Source organism: Micromonospora sp. WMMD710 (assembly GCF_029626045.1).
Taxonomy (GTDB): domain Bacteria; phylum Actinomycetota; class Actinomycetes; order Mycobacteriales; family Micromonosporaceae; genus Micromonospora.
Genome location: NZ_JARUBD010000001.1, coordinates 6073244 through 6092375 on the forward strand (window position 1 = coordinate 6073244; position 19132 = coordinate 6092375).

Annotated in this window: 19 protein-coding genes and 1 pseudogene; 14 read left to right on the top strand and 6 right to left on the bottom strand. The window is 73.0% G+C overall.

What is annotated here, in order from left to right:
• Positions 1–30: 30 nt before the first annotated feature.
• On the bottom strand, positions 31–4404 hold the full coding sequence (locus O7620_RS28125) for a S8 family serine peptidase (protein WP_278126128.1): 4374 nt from the start codon (positions 4402–4404) through the stop codon (positions 31–33).
• 148 nt (positions 4405–4552) lie between these two features.
• Between O7620_RS28125 and O7620_RS28130 the strand changes: the two genes are divergently transcribed.
• Both O7620_RS28130 and O7620_RS28135 read left to right on the top strand, forming a co-directional pair.
• Positions 4553–5110, top strand: a complete 558-nt coding sequence (locus O7620_RS28130; protein WP_278126129.1) for a winged helix-turn-helix domain-containing protein — start codon at positions 4553–4555, stop codon at positions 5108–5110.
• A 77-nt stretch (positions 5111–5187) separates the two neighbouring features.
• On the top strand, positions 5188–6045 hold the full coding sequence (locus O7620_RS28135; RefSeq protein WP_278126130.1) for a hypothetical protein: 858 nt from the start codon (positions 5188–5190) through the stop codon (positions 6043–6045).
• Between the two features lie 7 nt (positions 6046–6052).
• Here O7620_RS28135 and O7620_RS28140 read toward each other — a convergent pair whose 3' ends face one another.
• The 3 genes from O7620_RS28140 to O7620_RS28150 all read right to left on the bottom strand — a co-directional run bounded on the left by O7620_RS28140 (position 6053) and on the right by O7620_RS28150 (position 8938).
• Positions 6053–8104, bottom strand: coding sequence for a glycogen debranching N-terminal domain-containing protein (locus O7620_RS28140; RefSeq protein WP_278126131.1), 2052 nt, complete (start codon positions 8102–8104; stop codon positions 6053–6055).
• Positions 8101–8481 (bottom strand): SCP2 sterol-binding domain-containing protein, encoded by a 381-nt coding sequence (locus O7620_RS28145; RefSeq protein ID WP_278126132.1) that lies wholly within the window; start codon positions 8479–8481, stop codon positions 8101–8103. The genes O7620_RS28140 and O7620_RS28145 overlap by 4 nt, the downstream gene beginning before the upstream one ends.
• 82 nt (positions 8482–8563) lie before the next feature.
• Positions 8564–8938 carry a DsrE family protein gene (locus tag O7620_RS28150; protein ID WP_278126133.1) on the bottom strand — a complete coding sequence of 125 codons (375 nt, stop codon included), beginning with the start codon at positions 8936–8938 and terminating at the stop codon, positions 8564–8566.
• Between the two features lie 12 nt (positions 8939–8950).
• Here O7620_RS28150 and mtfM point away from each other — a divergent pair, with 12 nt between their 5' ends.
• Together mtfM and O7620_RS28160 are read left to right on the top strand one after the other, a co-directional pair.
• Positions 8951–9055: a small membrane protein MtfM gene (mtfM, locus tag O7620_RS28155; RefSeq protein WP_030327764.1), complete on the top strand. Its 105-nt coding sequence runs from the start codon at positions 8951–8953 to the stop codon at positions 9053–9055.
• 55 nt (positions 9056–9110) lie between these two features.
• The gene (locus O7620_RS28160; RefSeq protein ID WP_151488515.1) at positions 9111–9701 is read left to right on the top strand and encodes an FABP family protein; all 591 of its coding nucleotides are present in this window, start codon (positions 9111–9113) and stop codon (positions 9699–9701) included.
• A 3-nt stretch (positions 9702–9704) separates the two neighbouring features.
• On the opposite strand, the gene O7620_RS28165 is transcribed toward O7620_RS28160, so the two are convergent.
• Complete coding sequence (locus O7620_RS28165; RefSeq protein WP_151488514.1) at positions 9705–10577, bottom strand: aminotransferase class IV; 873 nt, start codon at positions 10575–10577, stop codon at positions 9705–9707.
• A gap of 82 nt (positions 10578–10659) precedes the next feature.
• Between O7620_RS28165 and O7620_RS28170 the strand changes: the two genes are divergently transcribed.
• From O7620_RS28170 to O7620_RS28185, 4 genes are all read left to right on the top strand, one after another.
• Positions 10660–11064 carry a Fur family transcriptional regulator gene (locus tag O7620_RS28170; RefSeq protein WP_151488543.1) on the top strand — a complete coding sequence of 135 codons (405 nt, stop codon included), beginning with the start codon at positions 10660–10662 and terminating at the stop codon, positions 11062–11064.
• Complete coding sequence (locus tag O7620_RS28175) at positions 11061–12173, top strand: folate-binding protein (protein WP_278126136.1); 1113 nt, start codon at positions 11061–11063, stop codon at positions 12171–12173. The genes O7620_RS28170 and O7620_RS28175 overlap by 4 nt, the downstream gene beginning before the upstream one ends.
• A gap of 23 nt (positions 12174–12196) precedes the next feature.
• On the top strand, positions 12197–13024 hold the full coding sequence (locus O7620_RS28180) for a 3-keto-5-aminohexanoate cleavage protein (RefSeq protein ID WP_151488512.1): 828 nt from the start codon (positions 12197–12199) through the stop codon (positions 13022–13024).
• 94 nt (positions 13025–13118) lie between these two features.
• Positions 13119–14078 carry an asparaginase gene (locus tag O7620_RS28185; RefSeq protein ID WP_278126137.1) on the top strand — a complete coding sequence of 320 codons (960 nt, stop codon included), beginning with the start codon at positions 13119–13121 and terminating at the stop codon, positions 14076–14078.
• A gap of 236 nt (positions 14079–14314) precedes the next feature.
• Here O7620_RS28185 and O7620_RS28190 read toward each other — a convergent pair whose 3' ends face one another.
• The gene (locus O7620_RS28190; RefSeq protein ID WP_278126138.1) at positions 14315–15112 is read right to left on the bottom strand and encodes an alpha/beta hydrolase; all 798 of its coding nucleotides are present in this window, start codon (positions 15110–15112) and stop codon (positions 14315–14317) included.
• A 112-nt stretch (positions 15113–15224) separates the two neighbouring features.
• Between O7620_RS28190 and O7620_RS28195 the strand changes: the two are divergent.
• From O7620_RS28195 to O7620_RS28220, 6 genes and pseudogenes are all read left to right on the top strand, one after another.
• Positions 15225–15719: pseudogene (locus O7620_RS28195) on the top strand (helix-turn-helix domain-containing protein); the annotation flags it as partial.
• A gap of 134 nt (positions 15720–15853) precedes the next feature.
• A complete protein-coding gene (locus tag O7620_RS28200; RefSeq protein ID WP_278126139.1) occupies positions 15854–16585 on the top strand; it encodes a hypothetical protein in 732 nt (243 codons plus the stop codon).
• Positions 16586–16656: 71 nt separating this feature from the next.
• Entirely contained in the window at positions 16657–16971 is a 315-nt protein-coding gene (locus O7620_RS28205) for a DUF2516 family protein (protein WP_151488507.1), read from the top strand.
• A complete protein-coding gene (locus O7620_RS28210) occupies positions 16968–17855 on the top strand; it encodes an alpha/beta hydrolase (RefSeq protein WP_278126141.1) in 888 nt (295 codons plus the stop codon). Before O7620_RS28205 ends, O7620_RS28210 begins: the two co-directional genes overlap by 4 nt.
• An 11-nt stretch (positions 17856–17866) precedes the next feature.
• Entirely contained in the window at positions 17867–18169 is a 303-nt protein-coding gene (locus O7620_RS28215) for an alanine--tRNA ligase-related protein (protein WP_278126142.1), read from the top strand.
• A gap of 46 nt (positions 18170–18215) precedes the next feature.
• Complete coding sequence (locus O7620_RS28220; RefSeq protein ID WP_278126145.1) at positions 18216–19130, top strand: SDR family oxidoreductase; 915 nt, start codon at positions 18216–18218, stop codon at positions 19128–19130.
• Positions 19131–19132: the final 2 nt, after the last annotated feature.

The window sequence follows — 19132 nt, forward strand, 5'->3', positions numbered from 1 at the left end:
GGTGACCGGCCCCGGTCGTCTCCGGATGGTTCAGATGCCGGTGGCTTTCGTGCCGCACGAGACCGGGTCGAGGGTGACGTCGACGGTGGTCACGAGGCCCGCCGCGATCCGGGTGCGTCGCACCTGGGGCGCCCAGCTGTCCCGGGCCACGACGACGTCGTAGCGGCCTTTCGGCAGCCACCAGGCGTACCTGCCCCGGGCGTCCGCGGTCAGGGTGTGGCCGGTGGCCCTGCCCCGCGGGTTCACCCTCACCGTGGCGGGCACTCCGACGGTCGCCCCGCCGCAGGTCACACCGGTGATGGTGCCCTGAACCCGGCCCCAGTTCGCCGGCGGTGACACGGTCATCGTGACCGCCACGGTGGGCACCGGGTACGGCGTGTCCGAGGCGATGGCCAGCTCACCGGAGTAGGTGCCCGGTTGGAGGACGCCGGCCGCCGCGGTGGCGCTCAGCGTGACGGTGACCGCCCGGGACCTCCCCGGTGCCAGGGTGAAGCCGCTCGGCGCGATGGACAGCCAGGGCAGGTCCGCCTCGTTGGCGCACAGGTCGAGGCCGTCCAGCCGCTCGCTGTCCGCCGACCCCACGAACGGCGAGGGCGAACCACCGATCTTGTACGCGCCGCAGGCGGCGGCGCCCCGAAACCGTCCGGACCGGACGTTGGGCAGGTCGCGCCAGCGTCCTTCCGCCGGGTCGTACGCGATGGTCCGGTTGGTCACCGCGGTCGACGCCGCGGTGACCCCGCCACTCAGGACCAGCAGGCCGCCGGCGGCCGTGTACTGGGAGCCCCACAGGTCGATCGGCAGGTCCGGCAGGGGACTCCAGGTGTCGGCCGCCGGGTCGTACCGGTAGGCGTCGGTGTGTTCGGTGCTGCTGGTGCCGCCGGCGCAGTACACGGCGCTGCCGATTCCGCCGCAGGAGAGCCAGGCGACCGGGTGCGGGTAGGCCGCGCCGGTGCGGAACGTGCCGGTCGCCGGGTCGAACACGACCAGCCGGTCGGAGTCGGTGCAGTCGTTGTCGAGGCATCCGCCGACCAGGTAGACCTTCCCTCCGACCACGGCCTGCCCGGCCGCGGCTGCCGGGAACGGGTTGGTCGCCCCGGCCACCGTGCTCCAGGTGCCGGCGCCCGGGTCGAACACGTCCACCGAGGCGACCGTGAGGTCGTCGGCGCCCCAGCCGCCCAGCACGTACAGCTTCCCGCCCACCGCCGCCGCGACCGGCTTGGACCGGGCGCTCGGCAGGTCGGGCAGCGTGGTCCAGGCGTCGGTCGCGGGGTCGTACCGCCAGGCTTTGCGCTCCAGGCCGGAGCCGCCGCCACCGCCCACCGAGTAGACCGTGCCGTCCAGGTTGGCCGCCGCGTTGTCGAAGACCGCCGCCGGCAGGTCGGCGATCCCGGCCCAGGCGTCCTGGGCGTGTGGCGCGACGTCGGTGCCCGCCCCGCCGTACGCGGTGCCGGTGCGGGCCTTGCTGATTCCCTTCATCTTCTGTTCCCGCAGCGGCGCACCGGCCCGGGACAGCAGGTCGAACCGTCCGTTGCGCTCGACCAGGTTGACGGTGGCCGGCGCGGTGCCGGTGTTGCGAACGGTCAGCTTCGTGCTCCGGGTACGGCCGTAGCGCTGGTACGACTCGATGTCGGTCGTGGTGACGGTGAGTCGGCCGGCGGCCAGCGCGAGGTCCGCCCGGCGGGCGCCGTCCGCCGCGATGGTCGCCGTCCTCGTCACCGTCCGGTACGGGGATCGGCCGGCGGTGAACCGGTGTGCCCCGGTCAGGCCGGAGAATAGCCAGTAGAAGCCGTCCGGCAGGGTCGGGTCCTCCGGTGTGGCCGCGGAGACCCCTCGGTCCTGCGGCCGTTCGACGCTGGCGACGGTGACGCCGTTGAGCGGGGCGCGGGTGTTGCGGTCGGTGGTCACGCCGAGCAGCAGCCCTCCGGGTGTCGGCGCGCAGTCACGGTTGACGAGCTGTACGTCGTCCACCTCCCACCACCAGGCGTACGTGCCCTGGAAGCGGAACCGGACCTGGACGCGGTCGGCGCCGGCGGCCGGGTCCAGGGGCACCTCCTCGGTCCGTGGCCCGCGCCGGCTGCCGGTCTGGTGCCAGACGGTGGTCCAGTTGGCACCGCCGTCGGTGGAGACGTCCACGTCGGCCGTGTCGGTGACGCCGACCGCCCGCCAGTCGCTGCGGAAGCGCAGCACCGGCGCCGGTGCCGCGCTCAGGTCGACCGTGGGGCTGATCAGGTCGGTGTCCTGGGTGCTGTCGGAGCCGAGCCGGTCGCTGTCGACGATCGCGAAGGTGCCGCTGCCGCCGGTGAGGTTGCCCCGTTCCCCGGGGTCGGTGAAGGTCCAGCCGCCGTCGCCGGTGCGGTCGCGCACCGTCCAGCCGGCCGGCGTACCGGCTGCGTCGAAGCCTTCGTTCAGCAGAGGAGTGGCGGAGCTGCCGCTGTAACCGGCTGCCGTGCAGGCCGGCTCGACCGGCACCGCGATGTCCGCCGTCACCGGCCCCGTGCCGGCCACCACCTCCCGGGTGAGGGTGCGGTAGCCGGGGTATCGGGCGGCCACGGTGAGCCGGTAGGTGGCGTTGCCCGCGACGGTGAGCGAGTACCGCCCGGTGGTCGGGTCGGTGAAGATCGGTGCGCCGGGTCGCCCCTCGACGTCGATGCGGGCGTACAGCGGCCAGCCGTGTCCCGAACCGTCGGTGACTCGACCGCGCACGGTGACCAGCGGGCTCGCCACCAGGGCGAAGTCGTGGGTGACCGTGCCGCCCTCGGTGACGGTGACGGTGGCCGACTGCCGGGCGTACCCGTAGGCGTCGACGGTGACGGTGGTCTCGCCGGCCGGCACGGCGAGCGTGTACCGGCCGTCCGCGCCGGTGGTGACGCTGCGGGTGCCGTCGCCGACGGTCGCGCCCGCGACCGGTTCGCCGGCCGCCGTCACTGTTCCGACGACCCGTCCGGCCGGCCCACGCGGCGCGGACCGCACCGCCTCGTACGCGTCCAGTCGGCCCTCGCCGAAGACGTTGTTGTCGGCGGCGGTGCCCCCGCAGGTGGTGGCGTCGACGTCGCGGGCGGTCCGGTCCAGCAGCTCCTCGGTGGCGGCGATGTCCCCCTTGAGGGTCGGTGCCGCCGACCAGACGAGCGCGACCGTGCCGGAGACGTGCGGGGCGGCCATCGAGGTGCCGCTGAAGGCGGCGTAGGCGTTGCCGGGGACACTGGAGCGCACGTCACTGCCGGGGGCGGCGACGTTCGGCTTGTAGGCGTGCGGGTCGGTGGCGTCGCCCCGGCCGGAGAAGTCCGAGATGGCGTTCTGCACGTCGTACGAGCCGACGGCGTACGCGTCGGCGTTGTCGCCGGGGGAGCTGGCGCTGCCGCAGTCCGGGCCGTCGTTGCCGGAGGAGAAGACCGGGAACATCCCGGCCGCCCGCCAGGCCGCGATGGTCTGCTGGAACCACGGGTCGCCGCCGGCGCCTCCCCAGGAGTTGTTCACGACGTCGGGGCGCAGGTCCGGGCGGGGGTTCTGCCCGTTCAGGTCGGTCGGGGCCAGCACCCACTGACCGGCGGCGAGCAGCGAGGCGTCCGAGCAGTCGGTGTCCTCGCAACCCTTCGCGGCGATCCATTTCGCGCCGGGGGCGACGCCGATCTGGTTGCCGGCGCCGTCGTCGCCGACCATCGTCCCCACCGTGTGGGTGCCGTGGCTGTTGTTGTCGCAGGGCGCGGCGTTCGGGCAGACGTGGGCCGGGTCGTACCAGTTGTGATTGTGGTCGACGGTGCCGCCGCCAAGATTCCCCCGGTACGCCCCGACCAGCGCCGGGTGGTCGTACTGGACGCCGCTGTCGATGTTGGCGACCACCACGCCCTCGCCGCGGTCGCCGAACTCGTTCCACACCTGCGGCGCGTTGATGTTGCTGAGGCCCCACTCGGCGCCGGCGGCACTGGCACGGCTGCCGGCGGTCGGCTTCGGACGCACCAGCGGGTAGCTGCGGCTGGGTTCGATCCGGGCCACCTCGGGTCGCTTGGCGATCTCGTCGGCCAGCGCCCGGTCGCCGGTCACCCGTACGGCGTTGGCGATCCAGTAGGCGGTGTGCGGCGCCTTGCGGGCCGCCAGCAGCGAGCGCAGCCCCTGCTGGGTGCGTTCGGCGGTCGTGGTGAGCAGCCGGTGCACCTCCCGGGCCCGGTCGTCGGGGTCGCGCAGCCTGGTGGTTCGCGCCACCGGTGCGGTGTCCCGCAGGTAGACCAGGAAACTTCCGCTGCCCGTCGCGCCGAGCTGACTGAGCAGGCGTTGGTCCACGCTGGCTCGGGCGGGCGCCGGTTGGGGACGGGCGGCGACCACGGGTTGGGCGGTGACGCCCAGCCCGACCGCGGTGCACGCCAGTGCCGCCCGCCAGAGGGCGGTCCTTGTGGCTGATGCTCGGAACACTCTTCCTCCCCACGTCAGGAATCCCGACGGTTCGGGACCCGTGCGCGCACCGCGCGTCGACCCGGTGCTGAATGGTTAACGCCGGTCGGTGCATGGTCAGTGACGAAACGCGATCCCAAGCCGAGCGTGGACCCCGAAATCCATCGGCATGCGTCACTATCAACGGGTGGAATTTCCGGGTGGAGGCGGCGTCTCCGGAGCAGAGGTCCCGATCGTCGTCTGCGTCAGCGCGGACGTCTCGGTGCGGGAGCGGGTGGTCCGCCAACTCGGCGGTGTCGGCCCGGTGGTGAGCTGCGCCGACCTGACCGAGCTGCGCACGCTGCTGTTCCCCGCAGCCCCGCCCGGCCACCCGGCCCCGCCCGCCGCGACGATCGTCCCGCCGGTGGTGCCGCAGGGGCCGGTCAGCTGGGGTGAGCTGGTCGTCGACCGCGCCGCGGACCTGGTCACCTGGTGTGGTGACCCGCTCCCGCTCACCCGCACCGAACGGGAGTTGCTGGCCCGTCTGATCGGGCCGCCGCTGGTGGTGTGGAGCTACGAACAGCTCTTCGCCTCCGTGTCGAGCGGCACGTACCCGGGCGACGGCGCGATCCTGCACTCCGCGATCAGGCGACTGCGGCACAAGCTGCGGAGCCTGCCGGGTGGGCCGAGGGTGCACACCGTGCGGGGCGTCGGCTACCGGCTCGACCCGCCGCCCCGACCGACCTGACCGCAGGGCCGCCGACCGGTTCCCGACCGCCGCCTCCGCCGCCGGGCCGGAGGACCGCCCGTGACACCATGGCACGGGTGAGCGGTGCTGTGCGGACGGGGTGGGTTCCGTCGACCGGTCCCGCCGCGCCGGCACCCGCACGGCGTCGGCGGCGCTGGCTGCTGGTCGCGACCGTGCTCTGGGCCGTGCTGCTGGCCGCGCTCACCTGGACGTCGGTCCGCCACGATCCGCCCACCGTGCGGGAGCAGCGCACCCTGGACCAGGCCGGCCCGGTGGTCGACCGCGCGGTCGGCGAGCTGGCCCGGGCGGCCGGCGCGGCCGGACTGCTGGAGCTCGGCCCGGCGCGTATCGCGGCGGGCTGCCGGGTCACCCCGTTCGCCGACGGTGCCCGGCTGCGCCGTGAGGTAGGTGTCCTCGCACTCGACGGCACCGAACGGTCCGTACTGGCCGGGCTCGCCGAGCGACTGCCGGCGAGCTGGCGGGCCGGGGTCGGTTCCGGTCTGAACGGCCCGGAGCTGCGGGCCGACGCCGGGGAGTTCGTCGCCGTGCAGGGTCGACCGACCGGGGACGGCCGGATCCGGCTGACCGTCGACACCGGCTGCCGGCCGGTCGGCGCGGGTTACACCGCACCGCCGGCCACCGGTGACGCCGGTGCCGTCGCCGCCCTGACCGCCGCGCTGCGCGCACTCGACCGGCCGGCCGAGGCCGCGCCGGAGCTGATCACCGCGCCCTGCCCGGGTGGCGCGCTGGCCCGAACCGCACGCTCCGCCGCCGGCCCGGCCACCCCGGCGGCCGCGCTCGCCCCGCTGGCCGGCGGCATCCCACTGCTGGACAACCCCCCGGTGTACGCGTACCGCGCCGGGACGGTCACCGTGCTGGCCGACCTCACCCCGGACGCGTCCCGGCTGACGGCCACCGTCGGCTGCCCCGACTGATCCGGGCTCAGCCGTCCCGCCCGTCCTGCGGACCACGGCTGCGCCCCAGCGCGTCGACCCGGCCCCAGCGGCCCGGAATGTCCAGCAGCTCGATCCGACCCATGCCCGACGGCACCGCCGGATCGATGATCAGGTGCTCGCCCTGCGGTTCCAACCCCAGCATCACCCGCAGCAGCAGCAACGGGGTGCCCGCCGACCAGGCCTGCGGGCTGCACGCCGTCGGATACTCCACCGGGTATTCGGTGAGGGTGCGGGCGTACCCGGCGAACGCCTCCGGCAGCCGCCCGTCGAAGTAGCGGGACGCGGCCAGCATCGCGTCGCAGATCAGCCCGGCCTCCTCCCGGAAGCCGTACCGCCACAACCCCCAGGCGATGATCGAATTGTCGAACGGCCACACGGTGCCCACGTGGTAGCCGATCGGGTTGTACCGTCCCTCGTCCTCGCCCAGGGTGCGTATCCCCCACCCGGAGAACAGCCGTGGCCCCAGCAGGTGCTCGACGACCTTGCCGGCCCGGGACTCGTCGACGATGCCACTCCACAGCAGGTGCCCGATGTTCGACGTCAGGGCGTCCACCTGCCGGCCGTCGGCGTCCAGGGCGAGCGCGTAGTACCCGCCGTCGGCGATCCAGAAGTCGTGGTTGAACCGCCGCTTCAACTCGGCGGCCTCCCGTTCCAGCCGGTCGGCGTACTCCGGGTCGTTCCAGAACGTGCGGGCCAGCCGGGCGGCCCGGATCTTCGCGTCGTACGCGTAGCCCTGCAACTCACAGGTGGCCCGGGGAAAGCCGGGCATCCGGCCGTCGGCGTACGAGATGGCGTCCCAGGAGTCCTTCCAGCACTGGTTCTGCAGGCCGGTCTCCGGATTGCGGGTCTGGTACCAGAGGTAGCCGGTGCCGAGCAGGTCACCGTACGTGTCGATCCACTCCAGTGCGGCCCGGACGTGTGGCTCCAGCCGCTTGACCAGCGCGGCGTCGCCGGTCCAGCGCTCGTACTCGTCGATCAGGATGATGAACAGCGGCGTCGAGTCGGCCGAACCGTAGTACGGCGAGTGTGGCTGCTCCTCGAAACCGGCGGTCTCCCCGTACCGCAGCTCGTGCAGGATTTTGCCCGGCTCCTCGTCCCGGAAGTCGTCCACCCGGTGCCCCTGGAGGCCGACGAGCATCAGGATGGTCGGCGGGATCAGCTCCGGCAGGAACGGCAGCACCTGCAACGAGGTGATGATGCTGTCCCGGCCGAACAGGGTCATGAACCAGGGCAGCCCGGCGGCGATCAGTCGTACGCCCAGGGCGATCGACTCGTAGCGCAGCGCGGCCAGGTCGTTGAGGCTGCGCCGGTACGCCCCGGCCAGCGGCTGGCAGTCGCAGCCGAGCTTCGGTGCCCGGTCGATTAGCTCCTGCTGGTCGGCCCGGATGGCGTCGGCGCTGCGGCTGCCGCCGTACGGCAGGGTGGCCCGGATGTCCTCGCCCCGCGCCCCGTAGACGACGGTGGACGCGTGCAGCCGGGTGGTCCACTCGCTGTTGCGGGCGATCCGGATCCGGAAGGTCATCCCGGCGACGTCGACCTGGGCCGGCGCGCTGGGGCGGATCACCGTCTCCCGGTGGAACGCATCGCGCCGGTAGATGAGTCGCAGTTCGTCGTCGGCGACCGTGACCGTCGTCCGGCCCCGCTTCTGCCGCGCGTGCTTGATCTCGAACAGGTCGGCGAAGTCGGCCGCCATCTCCATCCGGACGGTGAACTCCACCTCCTCGCCGGAGTGGTTGAGCACGGTCAGCTCCTCCTCGAAGCTGCCCGCGATCGCCCGGTTGCGGATCACCGACGCCTTGGCGTCCAGGTAGTGGGTGGGTTCGCCGGGGGCCAGGAAGAACCGGGACCGGTACGACTCGCCGGTGTCCATGGAGAGCGCGTGCAGCCGTTCGCCGTCGAGGGTGAGCACCCATTTGGACAGGAAGCGGGTGTCGAAGGAGAACAACCCGGTGGGAAAGTCGAAGGAGGCTTCGATGTCTCCCCGCCCGTCGCTGACCATGAAGGTGTTGCCGTCCAGGATGCTGACGAGGTCGGTCACCCCAGCCGCCCGGCTGTCCTACGGGCCACCTCGCGCGGGTCGCGGGTGCCCGGCGGGTTTGGAAAGAACCGTCGGAAGGCGAGGAAAAGCACCACGTTTCCGCTGAACGTGCTCTCGTTACGCAGCACCGCCGCGACCGCCTGGGCCTTCCCGACGATCAGCCGGTCGAACAACTCCGTACTGCTGTACCAGATGGCGTCGGCCGGTCCCCGGCTTCGGTTGACCTCCACCGACCCCGGTCGCATCCGGATTCGCCAATGCTCGGTCTGGTTCTCGGTGCCCAGGTCGATCTGGAGGGTTCCGTCGGCCAGGCCGCGCAGGACGCCGGGGGCGCGGACCGGCAGTGATTCGAAGAACCTCTCCGTCGCCTCGGTCACATCCGAATCGTAGGCAGCTGTCCGGGTTGTCGGGTCGGTATCCGCACTCCGCCCGTGGCGGCCGGCCGTGCCGCCGCGGAGGTCAGTAGACGAGTGCCTGCGTGCCCTCGGCCAACGCCTCCTCGACGAAGGCCGCGGCGCCCGCGATCCGTACCCCCGGCAGGACGTCGTCCGGGCCGATGTCCCGGCGGGCCGCGCACTGGGTGCAGGCGGTCACCCGACCGCTGGTCAGGACGACGTGCAGCAGTTCGGCCAGCGGCGCGGAGTGCGGCAGCTCGAACTCCTGGGCGCGGCCGGGCAGTGCGAACCAGGTCGACTCCCCGGTCAGCCAGAGCGACACGTCGGCGCCGGCCGCGACCGCCGTCGCGGCGACCGTGAACGCCTGCGCGCACCGCTCCGGGGCGTCCGCCCCCGCGGTGGCCTTGACGACGAGATTGCGGGCCATGTGGCCCAGCATAGGATGGTCGGGATGGTTACCGAGATCGGGTTCGTCAGCCTGCTGGTCGCCGGCCTGGGCGGGCTCGCCGGTGGCCTGGTCTACCTTGCCGTACGCATATCGAGAGGACGTTGGTGAGCGCGAGGAGTGAGCCGGGGTTGCGAGCCCCGCAGTCGCGAACGAAGGTTGCCCTGTGAGCGAGGACAACCCGCTGCAGCCACCGTGGCTGAACGCGCCGCCCGTCGAGGAGTACCCGTACGAGGAGAGCTACGACCTGCGGGTCGGGCCGAAGCTGCACCCCGCGTTGGACGGCCTGCTGCCCTACATCGGTCTGTGGCGTGGCCGGGGCAAGGGTGGTTTCCCCACCATCGAGGACTTCGACTACGCGCAGGAGATCCGGATCAGCCACGACGGCCGACCGTTCCTGCACTACGAGTCCCGTGCCTGGATTCTCGACGAGCAGAGCCGGCCGGTCCGCCCCGCCGGGCGGGAGGTCGGCTGGTGGCGGCCGGTCCTGGTGGACGGCCGGGCCACCGACGAGCTGGAGGCCCTGCTGACCACGCCGACCGGCGTGATGGAGCTGCACCTCGGCAAGCGCACCGGCACCCAGGTCGAGTTCGCCACCGACGCGGTCGTCCGGACGCCGACCGCCAAGGAGGTCACCGCCGGGCACCGACTGTTCGGCATCGTCGAGGGTGCGTTGCTGTACGCCCAGGAGATGGCGGCGATGGGGCACGGGCTCAGCCCGCACCTGTCCGCCCGGCTCATCCGGGTCGGCGGCTGACCGTCAGCCGACGGGAAAGCCCAGCACGGCGTGCAGGGCGGGGGTGCGCGGGCAGTGGTCCCGACGCACCCCGTCCAGCATCCGGACCTCGGTGAGCCCCCGGACCGACGAACTGAACCAGACCCCGTCCGCGGCGTGCAGCTCCGCCGGCGTGACCATCCGTTCGGCGGCGCTCAGGCCCAGCTCGTCGGCGTGGGCGAGCAGCCAGGCCACGGTCGTGCCGGGCAGGATGCCGGTGGTGGCGGCCGGCACCGTGCAGAGCGTGTCCCCGGTGAGCCACACCACGTTGGCGGTGGGCCCTTCCAGGGCGTACCCGTCGGAGGAGACCCAGAGCACGTCGTCCACCCCGGCCCGCTGTGCCCAGCGGCGGGCGGCGCTGTTGACCGCGTACGAGGTGGACTTGATGCCGGCCGGCAACCAGTCCAGTCCGGTACGCGCGTCGGCGGGCACCCCCAGCGGCAGGACGGCCACGGTGATCCCGTTCCGCCGCGCCGCCCGGGACGACGCCGGCACCTCGGTCAGCGTGGCGTAGACGGTCGGTGCCCCACCGGCCTCCGAGCCCCGGGTGCAGACCAGCCGCAGCGCACCCTCGATCTGGGCGGGCCAGCCCGCGCGGACCGTGTCGAGCAGGTCGATCAGCGTGTCGGTGGGGGGTAGCTCCAGGTCGACGGCCGCGGCCGCCGTGGTCAGCCGGGCCAGGTGCTCGTCGCGCAGCCACGGCCGGCCCTGACGCAGGTGCATGGACTCGAAGAGCCCGTCGCCGCGCAGGACGCCCAGGTCGTCGCCGCGGAGCACCGGCTCGTCGACCGGGATCAGGCCCCGCCCGAGCACGGCGATCCGCGCGGCCGGGACCGTGCCAGCGGAGGAGGTCACCATGACCGTGCAGCGTAGCGGCGCGCAGGGGGTGGCGCGATCGGCGAACTATGATCGGACGGTGTCCGAATCCTCCCTCGCGGAAATGCTCCGGGCCCGTGGGCTGCGGCTGACAGCCCAGCGGCAGCTCGTCCTCCAGGCGGTGCTCGATCTGGGCCACGCCACACCGGAGCAGGTGCACACCGCTGTCCGGGAGGTCGCCGCCGGCGTCAACATCACCACCATCTACCGCACGCTGGAGCTGCTGGAACGGCTCGGCCTGGTGACCCACACCCATCTCTCCCACGGCTCGCCGACCTATCACGCGGCGGGTGAGCACCAACACGTCCACCTGGTCTGCCGGGAGTGCGGCGCGATCGACGAGGTCGATCCGGAGCTGTTCCGCCCGCTCAGCGACGAGTTGGCCGCCCAGCGGGGTTTCCGGGTGGACATCGGGCACGTGTCACTCTTCGGCGTCTGCGCACGCTGCGAGAACGGGGACCACAAATGATCGACATCGCGGGTGCGGTGGCCGTCGAGAGCATCGACGAGGCCAGCCGCGACCAGCCGGATCCGGCGCACGTCGCGGCCGGGGTGCGGGGGGTCGCCGCGCACTATGGCGACCCGCTGCGCGAGCAGCGCACCCTGGACACCGAGGTCGGTCTCGTCGACCGGTCGCACCGGGGCGTCATCGCGGTGCCCGGGGAGGAACGCGCCGGTTGGCTGCACACGATCACTTCGCAGCATCTGACGGCGCTGGCCGCCGGTGACGGCACCGAGTTGCTGGTGCTGTCCCCGCACGGGCACGTCGAGCAGCACGCCCTGGTGGCCGAGGACGGCGAGACCACCTGGCTGGACACCGAGCCTGGTGCGACCGAGGGTCTGCTGGCGTACCTGGAGAAGATGCGGTTCTTCAGCAAGGTCGACCCGCGTGACGCCACCGCCGAGCGGGCGCTGCTGTCGCTGGTCGGGCCGGCGGCGTCGGAGGCGCTGGGCACGCTCGGCGTGACCGGGCTGGCCGAACCGGACCTGGTCGCGGTGCCCGGTCCGAAGTTCGCCGCCGGTGCCGTGCCACCGCGGGCGAGCGTTCGGTACGACGTACGGCCGCTGCCCGTGGGCGGCTGGGCGCGGCGTGGGCCGCTCGGTGTGGACCTGTTGGTGCCCCGCTCGGCGATGGATCAGGTGGTGGCGGAGCTGCGTGGCGCGGGCGTGCCGGTGGCGGGTCTGTGGGCGTACGAGGCGATCCGGGTGGCTGCCCGGCGGCCCCGGGTCGGGGTGGACACCGACCACCGGACCATCCCGGCCGAGGTGGACCTGATCGGCCCCGCGGTGCACCTGGACAAGGGCTGCTACCGGGGTCAGGAGACGGTGGCCCGGGTGCACAACATGGGCCGGCCGCCGCGTCGCCTCGTACTGCTGCATCTGGACGGGGTGACCACCGACCAGCCGCCGACCGCCGGTACGCCGGTGACCCTCGACGGCCGGACGGTGGGCTTCGCCGGCACCGCCGTGCTGCACCACGAGTTGGGCCAGGTTGCCCTCGCCGTGCTGAAGCGGAACGTTCCGGACGACGCCGCCCTGCGGATCGGCGAGACGGCGGCGGCGATCGACCCGTCCTGACCCGGCCGTCTAGGATCGCCGGCATGACGACAGGGACGTTGATCACGGTGGCCCCGACCGGGGCGGAGTCGGCCAAGGCGGAGGTGCCGGCCCTGCCGGTGACCCTCGACGAGCTGCTGCGCACCGCCAAGGAGTGCGAGGCGCTCGGTGCCGCCGTGATCCACGTCCACATCCGTGACGACGCGGCACGGCCCACCCTCGACCCGGCACGCCTGGCCGAGACGGTGGCGGCGTTGCGGGAGACCACCGACCTGATCGTGCAGCTGTCTAGCGGCGGCGCGGTGACCGACCCGGAGTCCGCCCGACTCGCGGTGCTCGACGCCCGACCGGACATGGCCTCGTGCACGATGGGCACCGTCAACTTCGGTGAGGACGTCTTCCTCAACCGGTGGGAGTTCATCGTCGACCTGCACGGCCGTATGCAGGACCGGGGGATCGTGCCGGAGTACGAGATCTTCGACCTCGGCCACCTTTCCGCGTTGCAGCGGCTGCTCGGCAGGTACGGGCTGCCGGCCGGCGGGCACGTGCACGTCGACTTCGTGATGGGTGTGCCGGGCGGCATGCCGGGCACCACCGAGACGTTGGTCGCGGCTCACCGGATGCTGCGGGACCTGCCGGAGGGCACCACTTTCTCGGCCACCGGCATCGGTCGCAGCACCATCCCGGTCATGCTGGCCGCACTGTCGACCGGTGGGCACCTGCGCGTCGGCATGGAGGACACAGTGACGTACGCGAAGGGCCGCCCGGTGGAGTCCAACATGCAACTGGTCGCCCGCGCGGTCGGCTTCGCGCAGCTCGCCCAGCGCCCACCGCTGACCACCACCGAGGCCCGCGAGCTGCTCGGACTGTAAGGACGCGGCCGTCCCGCGCCCCTGTCACCCGGGCGGTGGACGTCCTGGTCACCCCGCCGCCGGTGCCCCCAGAAGCGTCGGTACCGTCCAGCACGTGGTAAAGACGTACGAGGGCGGCGCGCCGCTCGCCGAGGTGGTCCGGTCCGGGTTCGTGGAGGGCGTGCATCGCGGCTCTGCGGTGGTGCTGGACGCCGCCGGTGTGCCGGTGGCCGTCGCCGGGGACGTGGCCTCTCCGGTCTTTCCCCGTTCGGCCAGCAAGCCGATGCAGACGATCGGGATGCTCCGTGCCGGCCTGCCGCTGACCGACCCGGCCGATCTGGCGCTGGTGTCGGCGAGCCACGCGGGCGAGGACTTCCATCTGGCCCGGGTCGGCGCGCTGCTGGACCGGGCCGGGCTCGATGCCGCGGCCCTGCACTGTCCGCCCGACCTGCCGGTGGGCGCGGCGGCCCGGGAGGCGGTCCTGCGCGCCGGTGGCGGCCCGAGCAGGGTGCAGATGAACTGTTCCGGCAAGCACAGCGGGATGCTGCTGACCTGCCAGGCCGCCGGGTGGCCGCTGGACGGCTACTGGCGACCGGAGCACCCGTTGCAGCAGGGGTTGCGGGCCGCCATCGAGGAGTTCACCGGCGAGCAGGCGGCGGCGGTGGGGGTGGACGGCTGTGGCGCCCCGGTGCTCGCGGTGTCGCTGACCGGCCTGGCCGGGGCGTACCTGCGGCTGGTCGAGGCCGAGCTCGGCTCGACGCCTCGCGCGGTCGCCGACGCGATGCGTGCGCACCCGGAGATCGTCGGCGGCACCCGTGCCGATGACACCAGGTTGATGCGCGGCGTCCCGGGCCTGCTGGCGAAGATCGGCGCCGAGGGTGTGATCGCGGTCGGGCTGCCGGGTGTCGGTGCCGTCGCACTGAAGATCGACGACGGCGCCGACCGCGCCCGGATGCCGGTGTTGGTCTCCGCGCTACGCCGGCTCGGCGTGGACGCCCCGGTGCTGACCGAGTACGCCGAGGTGCCGCTCTTCGGCGGCGGGGTGCCGGTGGGCGCGGTCCGTCCGCTCTGGTAAACCGTGTGGCGGCGCGGCTGGCCCGGCGGCCCGAGGCTGCTGGCTGGTGGCGGAGCCGGCTGAATGGGGCCCGGCGGCCTGCCGGGTGGCCCACTCGTCATGACGGTGATGCCTCAGAGTCATCAATATGACTCTGAGGCATCAGGCTCGTCCGACCGCCGACCGCCGACCGCCGACCGCCGACCGCCGACCGCCGACCGCCGACCGCCGACCGCCGACCGCCGACCGGGGGTCGATCAGGCCAGGAAGTCGAGCAGGGCGGCGTTGACCGGCTCGGGGCGCTCCAGCGGCAGCAGGTGCGCGGCGTCCGGCACGTCGGGCAGTCGTACCGCGTTGGGCGCCTCGGCGGCGATCCGGTCGGCGAGCCGGCTGATGTCCGGCACGTCGGCGGCGCCGGCGGTGACCAGGACGGGCATCCGCAGTTCGCCGAGGCGGCCGATCGCCGGCGGCGACAGTTCGCCCACCTCGACCGCGCCGAGCGCCAGCTCGGCGGCGAGCGCCCGCTGGTTCATCTCCTGCGCGAACGCGATCAGCTCGGGGTCGACGTCGGCCGGCTGGCGGCCCGGACCGACCACCCAGAACCGCACCTCACCGGCGGCCCCGGCGACGAAATCGTCCGGGTCGACCTCGCCGACCAGGCTGTCCCAGAGGTCGTTCGCCTCGTCGGACCACTCGTTGCCGGAGACCGCCGTGTCGAACAGCGCGAGCGCGCTCACCCGGTCCGGGTGGGCCAGCGCGGTGTCGATGGCCACCGATCCACCGAACGAGCAGCCGACCAGGGCGGCCCGGGGCAGGTCGAGCGCGTCCAGCAGGCCGGCCACGTCGTCGTGGTGCGCGAACGGCGTCGGGGGCAGCTCGGAGTCGCCGTAACCGCGCAGGTCCGGAACGATCACCCGGTGCCGGGCGGCGAGCGCCGGGACCTGTCCGCGCCACATCCGGCGGTCGGTGATGCCGGCGTGCAGCAGGACGACCGGCGAACCGGTGCCGACCTCGTCGTACGCGATGGCTGATCCATTGACTGTGATCTTGTGCACGGAGGGACCGTACGGACCGGAGAGGCGGCACGCAAATGGGACGTTGAGACCTTGCTAACTCTGGTTAGCGTTTTGCTTGCAGGAGCTAGCAGGGCCGTCTAGCGTCAGTCTCATGGCCACACCGAAGGACCTTCCCGACATCGGCGGGTTCATCCGCGATCTACGGCGCAACGCCAAGATCTCGCTGCGGCAGCTCGCCGAGCAGGCGGGAGTCAGCAACCCGTACCTCAGCCAGATCGAGCGCGGCCTGCGCAAGCCCAGCGCCGAGGTGCTCCAGCAGCTGGCCAGCGCGCTGCGGGTCTCCACCCCGGCGATGTACCTGCGGGCCGGGCTGCTCGACGACAAGGAGGGCCACGGTGTGCTCGCCGCCATCGCCGTGGACACCGACCTGACGATGGCCCAGAAGCAGTCCCTCAGCCAGATCTACGAGACGTTCCGCCGGGAGAACGCCCGGCTGACCGAGGCTCAGGCCGCCGCCGAGACCCCCGGCGCGACCGCCACCGGCAACACGGCCGGGACGACGACCCCGACCGATGTCGCCGACCAGCCGGCCGACGTGGCCAACCTCGCCGCCACCGGCCCCACCACCGCAGGCGGCACTCCGACCGAGGCCGTGCTCGAGTCGGTCGCCGTCACCGAGGCGGGCACCGCTCCCGCCCCGGGCAGCACGAACACCCCCGAGAAGAAGGCCGCCGGTCCGGCGGTCCGGAAGGCCGCCGAGGCGGCCGAAGAGGAGACGTCATGACCGAGCCGAAGACCAACCGCATCCCCGCCCCGATCTACGCCGCCGCCGGCGCCGGAGAGCTGGCCCTCGAGCAGCTGCGCAAGCTGCCGACCGTGGTCGGTGTCCTCGGCACCCGGGTCGTCGCCGACCTGGGCGGGCGGGCCGTGCTGACCGGCTTCGAGCTGCGTCAGAAGGCCACCGAGACGCTGCGCACCGCCAACGAGACCGCCGGCACCCTGCGCGGCCGGGCACAGGCCGAACTGGACCTCGCCAAGCTCCGCGAGTCGGCCGATCTGGCCAAGCTGCGCGAGGTCGCCGACCTCGACAAGCTGCGCGCCGCCGCGACCCGCAACGCCGCCGTGGTGGTCGCGAGCGCCCAGGCCGCACAGGAGCGGGCGTTCGCCGCGTACGGTGCCCTGGTCGCCCGCGGTGAGCGGGTCGTCGGCGCCGGTGTGCTGGAGGCCGCCGAGACGGTCAACGCCGACATCGAGGCCACCCAGGCCGTGACGTCGACCACCAGCCCGGCCGAGACCACCGCCCCGGCTGCCGCCGAGGTGTCGACCCCGACCGAGGTGTCGACCCCGACCGAGGTGTCGACCCCGACCGAGGTGCCGACCCCGGCGGAGGTGGCCGAGATCGCCGAGGCGAAGCCGGCCGCCGTCAAGAAGGCCGCCCGCGCCCCGAAGGCCGCCACGCCGTCGGCGAAGCTGCCCCGGGCCACCAAGCGGACCCGCCCGGCGGCCGAGTAGTTCGCCGCGTCGACGACCCCGACGGCGTCCTTGTCGGACGTAGTCGGGGTCGTCGACATAAGCTTGCCGGCATGGCCAACGCCGCGCCGATCTTCGCCTTTGAAGTCCGCTACGTGATCGAGCTGATCCTGCTCGTCTTCGCGCTGATCATCCAGGGTGTCGCGCTGGTGCACGCCGTGACGCAGCGCGCCGACGGCTTCCCCGCCATCGGGACGCTGCCCAAGGGTGGTTGGATCGCCATCCTCGCGGTCTGCCTCGTGCTCACCCTGCTCGGCTTCGGTCCGATCAGTCTCTTCGGACTGATCGGCATCGCCGCCGCGCTCATCTACCTGCTCGACGTCCGGGTCGGCCTGCGCGACCTGAGCGACGGCAAAGGGTTCTGGTGAGAGGTTTCCGTTGGCCGCCCCCACCGGACAGCGGGCCCCGCACCTGGGGGCCCGGCCCGGGCGGGCCGCGAACCGGTCGACCCGCACTGCCCGAGCCGGAGACCGAGCTGGTCACCACCCCGCACGGCGTACGACTGGAGAGGCTGGTCACCGGCACCGGTGATCCGGTCACCGTGTTCGCGCACGGGCTGGGCAACGGCATCGCCACCACCCGCCCGTTCGGCAGCGGGGTTACCGGCCGCAAGGTGTTCTTCCAGTTCCGGGGGCACGGCCGATCCGACGCGCCGGACGGGTCGTGGACGTACCTCGACCTGGCACGGGATCTGCGCGCGGTCGCGGATCTCGGCGGCGCCAGCCGCGCGTTCGGGGCGAGCCTCGGCGCGGGTGCCCTCTGCCGGCTGCTGACCGAGAGCCCGGAGCGCTTCGACAAGCTGGTCTTCTTCCTGCCCGCCGTGCTCGACGAGCCGCGTGGGCCGGTGGCCCGGCAACGCCTCACCGACCTGCTGGAGGCGGTGGAGAGCGGCGACGCCTCGGCGGTGGCCGACGTCGTCTCGCTGGAACTGCCGCCGCCGGTGCGTAACACCCCGGCCGGCTGGGCGTACCTGCGGCAGCGGCTCGACCAGTTGCTCCGCGACGGCCTCGCCGACGGTCTGGCCACCCTGCCGGAGCAGGCGCCGCTGCACGACGTCGCCGCCCTGGCGGCGGTCAACGCGCCGGCGCTGGTGATCGCGTGTGCCGGCGACGACCTGCACCCGGTCGAGGTCGCCGAGCGGCTCGCCGCCGCGTTGCCCCGGGCCACCCTGCACGTGTACGACCGGCCCGGCGTGCTCTGGTCGGAACGCGCCGACCTGCGGGAGCGCATCTCCGGCTTCCTCAACGAGTAGCCTGCCCTGTCATGGGCGTCACACAACACGGCCGGACGCACCGGCTGGACCTCGCGGACCCGACCCTGCGCGAGTGGACGTGCACGGTTCTGCACGCCGATCCGGAGCAGGGCATCGTGCTGGACCGTTCGGCGTTCTACCCGGGCGGCGGTGGCCAGCCACCGGACCACGGCGTCCTGCTGTGGCAGGGCGTGCAGACCCGGATCGTCGGCACCCGCGTCGCGTCCACCGCCCAGATCGGCAAGGTGCAGGTGGTCAAGGTGGAGAGCAAGGGCCGCGCCAACCGCCGGGTACGCGTCAGACTGGTGGACTGACAAATTCGGACCCCGGTTGTCAGGTATCGCTGACAACCTCGCAGGTATGACACAACCGCTCGCAGGAAAGATCGCGCTCGTCGCCGGGGCGACCCGGGGAGCCGGCCGGCAGATCGCCGTACAGCTCGGCGCGGCCGGTGCCACCGTGTACGCCACCGGTCGCAGCAGCCGCGCCGGCCGTTCGGAGATGGACCGACCGGAGACCATCGAGGAAACCGCCGAGCTGGTCACCGCGGCCGGCGGCACCGGCATCGCCGTCCGGGTCGACCACCTGGTGCCGGAGCAGGTCCGCGACCTGGTCGCCCGGATCGACGCCGAGCAGGGCCACCTCGACGTGCTGGTCAACGACATCTGGGGCGGCGACCCGCTGGTCACCTGGGACAAGCCGGTCTGGGAGCAGCCACTCGACGCCGGTTTCCGCACCCTGCGGCTGGCCGTCGACACGCACATCATCACCAGCCACTTCGCCCTGCCGCTGCTGATCCGCAAGCCCGGTGGCCTGGTCGTGGAGATCGGCGACGGCACCAAGGCGTACAACGACGAGAACTACCGGCTCTCGGTCTTCTACGACCTGGCCAAGGTGTCGGTCAACCGGCTCGCGTTCACCCAGGCCCACGAGCTGAAGCCGCACGGCTGCACCGCCGTGGCGCTCACCCCCGGCTGGATCCGCTCCGAGGCGATGCTGGAGCACTTCGGCGTCACCGAGGAGAACTGGCGCGACGGCGCCGCCACCGACCCGAACTTCCTCATCTCGGAGACCCCGGCGTTCGTCGGCCGCGCGGTGGCCGCGCTCGCCGCCGACGAGCAGAAGGCCCGCTGGAACGGCCAGTCCGTCGACACCGGCACGCTGTCCAAGGTGTACGGGTTCACCGACGTCGACGGCAGCCAGCCGGAGGCGTTCCGCTACATCGTCGAGGTCGTCGACGCGGGTAAACCGGCCGACGTCACCGGCTACCGGTAGCG